General features: G+C 44.8%; 7 protein-coding genes. 2 read left to right on the top strand and 5 right to left on the bottom strand.

Annotated elements, in window-relative coordinates:
- Positions 1–160: 160 nt before the first annotated feature.
- From ACYX4W_RS10370 to grpE, 4 genes are all read right to left on the bottom strand, one after another.
- On the bottom strand, positions 161–643 hold the full coding sequence (locus tag ACYX4W_RS10370) for a c-type cytochrome (RefSeq protein WP_476073129.1): 483 nt from the start codon (positions 641–643) through the stop codon (positions 161–163).
- Between the two features lie 464 nt (positions 644–1,107).
- Positions 1,108–2,241, bottom strand: coding sequence for a molecular chaperone DnaJ (gene dnaJ, locus ACYX4W_RS10365; protein ID WP_476073128.1), 1,134 nt, complete (start codon positions 2,239–2,241; stop codon positions 1,108–1,110).
- A gap of 219 nt (positions 2,242–2,460) precedes the next feature.
- The gene (dnaK, locus tag ACYX4W_RS10360; protein WP_476073127.1) at positions 2,461–4,389 is read right to left on the bottom strand and encodes a molecular chaperone DnaK; all 1,929 of its coding nucleotides are present in this window, start codon (positions 4,387–4,389) and stop codon (positions 2,461–2,463) included.
- A 116-nt stretch (positions 4,390–4,505) separates the two neighbouring features.
- The gene (gene grpE, locus ACYX4W_RS10355; RefSeq protein WP_476073126.1) at positions 4,506–5,129 is read right to left on the bottom strand and encodes a nucleotide exchange factor GrpE; all 624 of its coding nucleotides are present in this window, start codon (positions 5,127–5,129) and stop codon (positions 4,506–4,508) included.
- A gap of 372 nt (positions 5,130–5,501) precedes the next feature.
- Between grpE and ACYX4W_RS10350 the strand changes: the two genes are divergently transcribed.
- Both ACYX4W_RS10350 and ACYX4W_RS10345 read left to right on the top strand, forming a co-directional pair.
- Positions 5,502–6,605, top strand: coding sequence for an L-dopachrome tautomerase-related protein (locus tag ACYX4W_RS10350; protein ID WP_476073125.1), 1,104 nt, complete (start codon positions 5,502–5,504; stop codon positions 6,603–6,605).
- Between the two features lie 260 nt (positions 6,606–6,865).
- Positions 6,866–10,381 (top strand): PAS domain-containing hybrid sensor histidine kinase/response regulator, encoded by a 3,516-nt coding sequence (locus tag ACYX4W_RS10345; protein WP_476073124.1) that lies wholly within the window; start codon positions 6,866–6,868, stop codon positions 10,379–10,381.
- A gap of 81 nt (positions 10,382–10,462) precedes the next feature.
- Here ACYX4W_RS10345 and ACYX4W_RS10340 read toward each other — a convergent pair whose 3' ends face one another.
- Positions 10,463–11,353: an aspartyl protease family protein gene (locus ACYX4W_RS10340; RefSeq protein WP_476073123.1), complete on the bottom strand. Its 891-nt coding sequence runs from the start codon at positions 11,351–11,353 to the stop codon at positions 10,463–10,465.
- Positions 11,354–11,507: the final 154 nt, after the last annotated feature.

The raw sequence follows: 11,507 nt of genomic DNA, 5'->3' as shown, positions 1-11,507 counted from the left end.
TTTTTCGAAGATTTATAAAACAATTATTAGAATATTATCAAGCCTCAGCACGCTTATCGAAAGGTGAGAGGTTCAAAAAGTAGGTGTTAACAGAATAGATGCTGAGAGAACAAGTGCTGTTGAGCAGTGATAGAACACTGACGTCAACAGCACCTAAAATTTAGTCTTTTTTGTAGTCATCGTGGCAAGACTTACAGCTTGCACCGATTTTACCTATAGCACCACGATACGCGCTCTCGTCGCCTGCATCCACTGCAGCCTGTAGACCTTGTGCGGCCGTTTTAAGTGCCATCACTTTCTTTTCTACATCTGAGAAGTTTTCCCAAATCTCATCTTTTGCACCCGTCTCTACGTCAAATTTACGTGTATCGACAGCTAAATAGTCGCCCATCATGTCAGCAAGTTGTTCAAGGCGTACAGCGTTGGTTTGCATTATGCTTTCATCGAATGGAAGCGCACCTTTTGCCATACCGCCCAATGGGCCCATGTTACTACGAACTAACTGAAAAACCGCCTGGCGGTACTGAGTTGCTGCTTTAGCGTGTTTTTCAGAAGAAGCTTCCGTTACGTCAGCTAACGCTGAACCTGACATCACTGCGCCAATGGTAGCTGCTACGATCATCGTTTGATTGAAAAGTCTCATGCCTGTTCCCTTTTTTTAATTACCGGTCACCTACTTTTACGTAAGCAGATATTTTACCTTTTACTTATAAGCCTATCGTGACGAATAGTTCGTTTTAGCGCAAGAAATATAACGTTGAATAAGCGCTTTCAAGAGATTAGCCGCGGGTAGTCATCTTTTAACAAACATTCGGATGGCAAAGGGACACCCACTTACTTCGTCTTCACAAAGTACAGGTTTGGACAGACACTCACCCTACCCTCATAAAGTACAGTTTCGGACAGACACTCGCCCTACTCTCACAAAGTATAGTTTCGGACAGACACTCGCCCTACTCTCACAAAGTACAGTTTCGGACAGACACTCGAAATTATTTCGTTTATGAGGCGAAATCGTCCTAACAAGTTGCAGAGGTAGAAAACATATACTCGGATACAAAAAAGCCCTCTAAACGAGGGCTTTTGAAACTTAATAGGTACAAAAAACTAGTTAGTTAAGTCGTCAAAGAATTTCTTCACGCCATCGAAGAAGCCTTGCGCTTTGGGGCTGTGCTTGCTCGAAGCTTTACCCATAGACTCTTCTAGCTCTTCAAGTAGCTCTTTTTGACGCGATGATAAGTTAACTGGTGTTTCAACCACAACCTTACACATCAAGTCGCCCATAGCGCCGCTTCGAACAGACTTAACGCCTTTGCCGCGTAATCGGAACATACGACCAGTCTGCGTTTCAGCGCTAATTTTCAGCTTAACTTTACCGTCCAAAGTAGGCACTTCAAGTTCGCCACCAAGGGCTGCTGTAGTAAAGCTTAACGGTACTTCGCAATACAGGTTGTTGCCGTCGCGTTGGAAGATGTCGTGTTCACGAACATGCACTTGAACGTACAGGTCACCTGCTGGTGCACCGTTCTCACCCGCTTCGCCTTCACCAGAAAGACGGATACGATCCCCTGTGTCTACGCCTGCCGGAATCTTAACGTTAAGGGTCTTGGTCTTTTCTTTACGACCATGGCCATGGCAGCTGTTACAAGGATCTTCAATAATCTTGCCTTTACCTGAACATGTCGGACAAGTTTGCTGTACAGCAAAGAAACCCTGGCGCATTTGAACCTGACCGTTGCCGTGGCAAGTAGGACAGGTTTTAGGTGAAGAACCTTTTTTCGCGCCTGAACCGTCGCACACGTCACATTCGACCAGCGTAGGTACGCGAATATCAACGCTCTTACCGCGAACTGCTTCTTCTAAACTTAGCTCTAGGTTGTAACGTAAGTCTGAACCTTGACGAGCACGCGACTGACGTCCACCGCGACCACCGCCGCCAAAGATATCACCAAAAACATCGCCAAAGATATCGCCGAAGTCGGCACCACCACCGAAGCCGCCGCCACCGCGGTTTGGATCAACACCTGCGTGGCCGTATTGGTCGTATGCTGCACGCTTCTGCGAATCTGACAGAATTTCGTAGGCTTCCTGGATTTCTTTAAACTTATCTTCCAGGCCTTTATCGCCTTGCGTACGGTCAGGGTGATATTTCATCGCAAGCTTTTTATACGCTTTTTTAATTTCACGTTCGCCCGCGCTTTTATCTACCCCGAGTACTTCGTAGTAGTCTCGTTTCGACATATCGTTTACATATCCTACTTTTTTGTCGACAAGCTTGTAATGCTTGTCGAATCTACATCTGACTGTTGTGAAAATAACCTGATTAGGTTTTTAATAACGCAAGGTCATTTAAACTAAGCTTTTTACACCAAGTTATTTACACAACAAAGGCGCAACAAGAATATCCTGTTGCGCCTGAACTGCTTACACAGCCCGGCGCGCCGGGCTAATCACAACAGTTTACTTTTTGCCGTCGTCTTTCACTTCTTCAAATTCTGCGTCAACAACGTCATCGTTTGCTTGACCAGAAGAAGCTTGCTGCTCAGCGCCTTCCGCGCCACCAGCTGCTGCTTGTTGAGCTTGCGCCGCTTCCATCAGCTTGCTAGACGCCTGAATAAGTTCTTGCGTTTTCGCTTCGATTTCCGCTTTGTCTTCGCCTTTAGACGCTGTTTCTAGCGCAGTAAGGGCTTCTTCAATTGGCGCTTTGTCTTCTGCACTTAGTGCATCGCCAACTTCTTCAAGCTGCTTACGTGTAGCGTGGACCATGCCATCAGCTTGGTTGCGCGCTTGAATTAGCTCTTCAAACTTCGCATCCGCTTCTTTGTTCGCTTCTGCGTCTGCTACCATTTTTTCCACTTCTTCATCGCTTAGGCCTGAAGAAGCTTTAATGGTGATCTTCTGCTCTTTACCTGTGTCTTTATCTTTCGCAGACACGTGTAGGATACCGTCAGCATCTAGGTCGAAAGTAACTTCGATTTGCGGCACACCGCGCGCTGCTGGGCGAATACCTTCAAGGTTAAACTGACCGAGAGACTTGTTGCCGCTTGATTGCTTACGCTCACCTTGTAGTACGTGTACTGTTACTGCAGACTGGTTGTCTTCCGCTGTCGAGAAAGTTTGCGACTTCTTCGTTGGAATTGTCGTGTTCTTCTCGATAAGCGCAGTCATTACGCCACCCATTGTCTCGATACCTAGAGACAAAGGAGTAACGTCTAGAAGTAGTACGTCTTTAACGTCACCAGAAAGTACACCACCTTGAATTGCCGCACCTACCGCTACTGCTTCATCAGGGTTAACGTCTTTACGTGGCTCTTTACCGAAGAACTCAGTTACATACTTCTGCACTAGCGGCATACGCGTTTGACCACCAACAAGGATGATGTCGTTGATATCGCCTACAGATAGGTCTGAATCAGCTAGTGCTTGCTTAAGCGGGTTAAGCGAGTTTTTCACTAAGTCTTCAACTAGAGACTCAAGTTTTGCACGAGTAAGCTTAATTGCTAAGTGCTTAGGACCTGTTGCATCAGCCGTGATGTAAGGCAGGTTTACTTCTGTCTGTTGTGAAGAAGAAAGTTCAATTTTCGCTTTCTCGCCAGCTTCTTTAAGACGCTGCATTGCAAGCGGATCTTTACGAAGGTCGATGCCTTGATCTTTCTTGAACTCTTCAACTAGGTAGTTAATAACACGGTTATCGAAGTCTTCACCACCAAGGTGTGTGTCACCGTTAGTTGCTAGTACTTCAAACGTGTGCTCGCCATCTACTTCGTCGATTTCGATGATAGAGATATCGAAGGTACCACCACCTAAGTCGTATACCGCAACAACATTGTCGCCTTGCTTTTTGTCCATGCCGTAAGCAAGAGCAGCAGCAGTAGGCTCGTTGATGATACGCTTAACTTCAAGACCTGCGATACGACCTGCATCTTTAGTCGCTTGACGCTGAGAGTCGTTAAAGTAAGCAGGAACAGTGATTACTGCACCAGTTACTTCCTCGCCAAGATAGTCTTCAGCGGTCTTCTTCATTTTCTTAAGTACTTCAGCAGAAACCTGAGGAGGCGCCATTTTTTCGCCTTTAGCTTCTACCCACGCATCACCGTTATCAGCACCTACGATTTTGAAAGGCATGATGTCGATGTCGCGCTGTACTTCTTTATCTTGAAAACGGCGACCAATTAGACGCTTGATAGCGAATAGCGTGTTTTCAGGGTTAGTTACCGCCTGACGCTTCGCTGATTGACCTACAAGTGTTTCACCATCGTTTGTGTAAGCAATGATTGAAGGTGTTGTACGATCGCCTTCCGCGTTTTCAATTACGCGAGGTTTGTCGCCGTCTAGAACTGCGACACATGAATTCGTTGTACCTAAGTCGATACCAATGATTCTACCCATTTCGTGTCTCCGAATGATTTTCTTAATACTGTACTTTTAGTGGGGTTATTCCCCGTCTTTTCAATAGATGCCAGTAAAAAAACTGACATTTTTGTGTGTTCGTCGCAAAAAGCGTCTTAGGCCTGCGTATCCACACCGTCGCTTGGTGCACGCGATACCATAACCATGGCAGGACGAAGCAAGCGACCATTAATTTGATAACCTTTCTGCATCACAGCCATTACTGTATTTGGCTCGTGGTCTGCACTTTCTTGCATCGACATAGCTTGATGCAAATCAGGGTTAAAGGTTTCACCCTGCGGATCAATAAGGCTTAATCCAAATTTCTCAATAGTGCTTAAGAAAGTTTTGTGGGTCATTTCCACACCTTCTAAAAGCGGCTTCACAGCTTCATTGTCACCATCGGTCATTTCGATAGCGCGCTCTAAGTTGTCGATAACCGGAAGCAATTCGCCAGCAAAACGTTCAAGCGCAAATTTACGCGCTTTTTCTACTTCGCCTTCAGCGCGACGACGTGCGTTATCAGCATCTGCGCGCGCTCGAAGTACACCATCCTGCTGTTCTTTAATGGTTGCTTGCGCTTCAGAAAGTGCGGTTTCTAGCTCGTAAATGCGCTGCGCATTTTCGTCTAGCTCTACACCTTCTGCTTCTGATGCTTCTACCTGCGCTTCATCAGCATTAATTACAGTCTCATCTACTGTATTTTCTTGTTCTGCGTGCACGTCGCGATTATCGCTCATGCCTACCTCCAAACGTTTTTCTTAATTAGGCGATGCCCAATAACACTAAAATTACTGGGAATAACTTCGTTGCGCTTAGTTATGGGGCTAGTTTTAAGGTGATCAAGGGTATCCACAATAATTTTGTGGACGATTTTAAAAAATATTGAGAAATTTTAGTTTTAATATAAAAACTACTTCGGACTCTAAGTGATGTGTTTAAAACGAAGCGCCCTGAATTCTCGCTTCTTATTTTCATTATCAAATGGTTTTTGATAAAGATTCAAAAACAAGCCTGTTACTGTTTGCAAATTATATCTCTACACTTCTCCTGCCAGTCGCAATTGAGCTGTACCGACTTTTTTACCCCGTACCAAAAATTGGAGAAGAGAGATGATCAAATTAAAGCAACTTGTTATCGCTACAACTGTTGGGCTAAGCATGTTAAGCGGCGTGGCCTTCGCTGCTACTGAAGTAGGCCCCTTAGAGCCTGTCACCACATTTGAAGACGCCAGAGGCGCAGGTATTACCATCACTCCGTCTGGCCGATTACTCATTAGCATGCACCCGCTTGATAACCCAAAGCTAAAGGTTGTTGAGGTAATGGCCAATGGGTCTAAACAACCTTTCCCTAATTTAGATTGGGCAGATGGTCCAGAAACTGGTGATGTGGGCTTTAGTGCCGTTATTGGTATACACAGCGATAGTCAAGGCATTGTCTGGATGCTAGACATGGGAAGTGAAACCTCACCAGCAAAACTTGTTGCGTGGGATAGCAATGAAAATGCTTTGGTGAAAACCATTGAACTTGATAGCAAAGCACTTAAAGCAAATTCGTTTGTTCAAGACTTTGTTATTGATGAAAAGCACAACAAAATTTATATCGCAGACATGACATTTGGCAACTTTGCTGGTGCAACAAAGCCGGCAATTATTGTCGTAGACACCGAGACGGGCGAATCTAAGCGCGTATTAGAAAGCGCTTCTTATCTTATGCCTGAAGATAGAGAACTTGTTATTGAAGCATCGCTACTTGCCTCTAAAACCGATGATGGTAGGCCAAACCCGCTTAAATTTGGTTTAAATCCAATAGCGTTAGACCCAGCCTCTGACACGCTTTACTTTGGCGCGTTCACTGGCACCAAAATTTATCAAATATCAACATCCGCTATCGGCGACACGTCGCTATCAGACAATGAACTAGAGAAATCTATTCAGGTATTTGGCCCCAAAAACCCGAGCGACGGTATTGCACTAGCGCCAGGAGGCGGCGTGTTAGCCACCGATTTAGAAAATAACGCGGTTGGGTTAACGACTAAAGGAAAGTATCAAACCCTTATTCAAGATAAGCGCCTGTCTTGGCCCGATAGCCTTGCGACAAGTAACGGTTATGTTTACGTCACTCAAGACCAGCTGCATCAGCACCCAGCTTTCAGTCAAGGGCTAGGTAACGCTAAGCCACCCTATGTGCTTTATCGCTTCCGCTTTGAGCAATAAATACAGTGAGAGAATAAAGCCTATTTTCCCTATTTATCCCTAATCATCACTAATCACACCTAATTACACCTAATTACACCTAATCATTTCGGGGGGGCAATCAGCCCCTCACTTTTACTGATAACTGAATTTATGTGAGGAAACTGGAAGATGTGCCAAATGTGAAAACCGTGTTAATGTAAATGTAAGAAGAAAATAAGTTTTTGAGAGCACTAATTTGTGCGTCCAACTGCATAAACTATCTACTACACGGACTACCTATGCTAAGTATATGGACGGTTGGCGCTATCGTCGGTTTCTACCTTCTCGCGCTTTTTGCTTTAGCATTTTGGGGTGACAGATATTTACGTGATAATCGACAGCACCCCGTACTTTATAGCCTTGGTTTAGGTGTGCACTGCACATCTTGGGCTTTTTTCGGCACCACATCGCAAGCCACCCAATATGGCTGGGCGGTTATCCCCACTTATTTAGGCATTATGCTCACCATGGCATTTGCCTTTCCTGTGGTGCTTCGTATAAGCAGGCTATGCCAGCAGCATAATATCAGCTCTTTAGCCGACCTCATCTCGCTCAAATACCAGCATTCTCATTTAATTGCTGCACTTATTACTTTACTGTGTTTTTTTGGTGTTGTGCCCTATATAGCCCTTCAATTAGACGCTATAACAAAGTCTATTAACCTACTTACAGGCGAACCCCAAACCACCACGCCTTGGTTAAGCATTTATGTGGCCGGTTTGCTCGCTATATTTGCTATCACCTTCGGCACGCGCACGCTGAATTTAACTGATAAGCACCCTGGCTTGTTGCTTACCATAGCCTTTGAGTCAATTATTAAGCTAATTGCACTGTGGGCTGTGGGTATTTTTGTTTGCTTCTTTTTATTTGATGGCATCTTAGATTTAGTTTCTAACGCCTCGTCAAATGACAGTGCCAGGGGTGTCATTTACGCTGATAGCGCACCCTGGGTTTATGCATCGCACGTAGTTCTTGGCGTCTGCTCTATGTTTGTACTACCACGACAATTTCACATGAACTTTGTTGAACAAAACGGTGAGAGCGAGCTTCGTACTGCAAGGTGGCTGTTTCCACTTTACTTGTTCGGTATGACGTTGTTCATTATCCCCATCGCCCTTGCAGGCAAAATGCTGCTTCCGGCAACAACAAGTTCAGATGCCTACGTACTCGCCCTGCCCTTATTTACCGAAAACATCGCCCTATCAGGTTTTGCTTTTATTGGGGGGTTATCGGCTACCACTAGTATGGTAATTGTAGCTACCCTAGCCCTAGGAATAATGATTTCAAACAATGTGGTCACGCCTCTCTGGCTGAAGGCGCGACTGAAAACCTCTCCAAGTCGCTCAATGGAGCCAAGCAAAATTCTTTCTATCCGGCGGCTTACCGTTTTAATCGTACTTAGCATAGCACTGTGGTATCACTTAAATATTAGCCAAGCTGCGCCTTTGGTGAAAAGTGGTGTTATCGCTATTGCTTTATTGGGGCAATGCATGCCTGCACTTATGTTTGGTATTTACTGGCAAAGGAGTACTAAAACTGCAGCTATTTGTGCATTACTGGTAGGCTTTATGTGTTGGGCTGTGTTTCTGCTCTACCCCAGTTTAATGTCTAGCTACTATTTTGACCCAGTACCTACTGACCAAGCTTTGGGTCTGGGTTTTGCCTATGCATTAATGGCAAACTGCATAACCTTTATTGCAGTAGCGCTGATCACATCAAACCGGGGCGCTAAACAGAATAATGTTGAGACAACGCATGACGGCTCTCCTCATCTACTCGTAAAAGTTCGTGATTTAATAGCGCTTACCGAACGTGTCCTTGATACCAGTACTCACAGTCAACTTGTGCAGCAGCTTTCTGTGGATGTTAACCGCGCCTCGAGCAACGGATACGCCAGTCAGGCTCTTATTGACAGAGTGAACAAGCTGCTTGCCGCCCAAGTGGGTGCGCCCAGCGCGCGAATATTATTGAGCGCCATTGCAGATACCGGAAGTGATAGCTTGCCCGAATTGGTTGATTGGGTAGAAGAAGCGTCCCAATCATTTCAATTCAACCACGAAGTACTTCAGTCATCGGTACAAAATATCGAACAGGGTATTAGTGTACTTGATGACAAACTGCAGCTATTGGCATGGAACGAGCGCTATGTGGAACTTTTCGCCTACCCCAAAGGCTTTTTAAAAGCAGGCATGCCAATTACCGACATACTGAGTTACAACGCCAAACGAGGCTTATTTAGCCCCTCATCAATTGATAAGCGAGTGAGCTACATGCTAGAGGGCACCCGCCATAAACATATTAGAAGACAGCCTGATGGAAAAGTCATAGAGCTAAATGGTGCCCCCCTTCCTGGCGGGGGTTACGTAACCACTTACAGCGATATTACCGAATACATGGCAATACAAAGGGAACTAGAAAGCGCAAAAGAGGACTTGGAGGCAAGAGTTGCCCTTCGCACCGCTGAATTAGAAGAAGCAAAGCTTCAAGCTGATAAGGCCAATGAGAGTAAAACTAAATTTCTTGCCGCAGCGGGACACGACCTCATGCAGCCCTTTAACGCCGCTACATTATTTGCCAGCATGCTCAGTAAAAAGACGCAAGGCAGTGAATTGGCCACCTTGTCTGAAGGCGTCGTGAATTCACTAGATAACGCGCAAAGCTTACTTTCTATGTTGCTTGATATGACAAAATTAGATGCTGGCGTGCTTACACCTCAAAAGACCGCGTTTCCCATCGATGAAATGCTGTCATCGCTGGTACAAGAGTTCGGTGTCATTGCCAAGCAGAAAGGTATTGAGCTGAGGTATATACCGAGCGCAGTCATCATCTATTCAGACAAAGTTCTATTGCGCCGGGTGATTCAAAACTTGCTGTCCAACGCAGTACGCTACACATCAAAGGGCAGCGTACTAGTAGGCGTTAGACGTGCTCACTGTTCAGACGCAGAACCAACCATAAAGCTTTGTGTATATGATACAGGTTCTGGTATTGCACCTAATCAACAACATGAGATTTTTAGCGAATTTCACCAACTTGAAAGCAATAGTAAAGGCGAAGGGATTGGTTTAGGCCTAACTATTGTGGATAAGATATGCCGACTACTAGGTCATAAAGTCGGACTGGCTTCATCGCCGAATCAAGGAAGCTGTTTTAGTGTGGCGATTTCCAGAGTAAATCAAAGCGAATGCTTGTTATCTACTGTGCGTCCAAGCAGCACTACTTATGCTGATACCCTAACAAAAAACTCGGTGTTACCAGTTAACTCAGCAAATGGGCCAAATAATCCGGCAAATGTTGTAGAACGTGCCTTTAGTAGCAAATCGCCTCCAATCAACTCGCGCTCCCACCAAACATCACCGCTAAATTCAACGAGTAAAAATAATAACGCATTTTTGAAGGACACGCGTTTTCTACTTGTAGAAAATGACGAGCAAGTAGCAAATGCAATGTGTACTCTGCTACAAGACTGGGGAGGAAGTACGACATTGATAGCGAGCGGAACAGAGGCATCAAGTATTTCGCACCAACACTTTGATGTGCTCATTGCCGATTATCACCTAAATTATGGTGAAACCGGTTTTGACGTTTCAGCAATACTTTCTGAAAACAAAGTGAGTTTTACCTTGAAGATTTTGGTCACAGCCAACAGAAGTAATGATATAAGAGAAGAAGCGGCAGAGCAGCAATTTAGCTATCTGCCAAAACCTTTAAAGCCAGCAGCATTTAAGCGGCTGCTCAAACAATCCCTCGTTTAACCGAGGACGATTCTATCTGTTCATTTCAAATCACAGATAAATAAAATTTCTTACTAGTTAGTAGAACAAGGTACGTCTATGCTACTGCGGCAACGCGATATGAAGTCTACCGTAACGATAATCTAGCGTTACAACAAAATCCTTCAACAAATCATAGCCAATTAAGCCTACTACCCGCTTTCCACCTATCCGGCTACCCGTTCTTTCGTATTGACTTTCTAAGTTTGTTTTTTGCCCTTTAGCAGGAAAACTGATCTTTACGTCACCAATCTCATAGGGACCAAACTTCACCACATCAGACGTAGCAAACTCATTTACGCCAGAGCTGTTTGCTCCAAACGAAGTGCTTGCGCCTTCCACTTTGTCTAGCAACCCAGCCTTTGATGCTGCGCGTCGGTCAATTAGAATTGTGCCTGAGTTTCCAGTATCGACAAGCAACCACAAAGCTACACCGTTTATCTCTACTTGTGCGATAGGCATACCGCTTCCCTGTTGGGAGTCGGCATTAACGTTTGCAACCTCTCTCATATCCAGTGAATCACGGGTGACCAAACGAATTTTTCTGTGCGGATAATCTAGCTGGACGATAAAATTGTTAAAGAAGCCTGCACCCAGCAACATGCCATTGGAATGGTGACCCAGGCTGGTCTCGACGAGTGAATCTAACTCGAAACCAGTACCAAACATCTCAACGCTTACATTGTTATAAGCGTTACGCCTCTCTACATCATAGACACCTTTAACATTCACTGGGCGCCCTTTATCAAGGTCTAATTCGTGCTTGCCGATAAACGCGCGATTAATACTGTTTATCTGAGCGCCAGAGTCCAGCATAACCCGAGACTCGATACCTTCAATGGTGACAGGCAGAAACACGTGACCATTATCTAGCGTGAAATCTGTCCATGCCGTTACTGCACTTAATGCGCTGTAAGAACTAAAAAGAAGGGAAAGTAAAATTAAGCGAATCATAAATATCCTTTTATGTTAGTAATTTAATCCTTTTTTTTACGCTATCACAAGAATGAATTCAGGTCGATTTAACACGATGAATTGCATTATAAAGTAGCTATTTAAAGCGGGAAATTTACGATTACCGAAGAAAAACGCCGAGCTTTTAATTGCA

Source organism: Alteromonas sp. ABH4_454 (genome assembly GCF_056311775.1).
This window is presented reverse-complemented; position numbering and strand designations above follow the sequence as displayed.

Bases quoted from the DNA above. Each gene is read 5' to 3' on its own strand.
- ACYX4W_RS10345 (WP_476073124.1), top strand. From the start codon at position 6,866: ATGCTAAGTATATGGACGGTTGGCGCTATCGTCGGTTTCTACCTTCTC.
- grpE (WP_476073126.1), bottom strand. From the start codon at position 5,129: ATGAGCGATAATCGCGACGTGCACGCAGAACAAGAAAATACAGTAGAT.
- dnaK (WP_476073127.1), bottom strand. From the start codon at position 4,389: ATGGGTAGAATCATTGGTATCGACTTAGGTACAACGAATTCATGTGTC.
- ACYX4W_RS10340 (WP_476073123.1), bottom strand. From the start codon at position 11,353: ATGATTCGCTTAATTTTACTTTCCCTTCTTTTTAGTTCTTACAGCGCA.
- ACYX4W_RS10370 (WP_476073129.1), bottom strand. From the start codon at position 643: ATGAGACTTTTCAATCAAACGATGATCGTAGCAGCTACCATTGGCGCA.
- ACYX4W_RS10350 (WP_476073125.1), top strand. From the start codon at position 5,502: ATGATCAAATTAAAGCAACTTGTTATCGCTACAACTGTTGGGCTAAGC.
- dnaJ (WP_476073128.1), bottom strand. From the start codon at position 2,241: ATGTCGAAACGAGACTACTACGAAGTACTCGGGGTAGATAAAAGCGCG.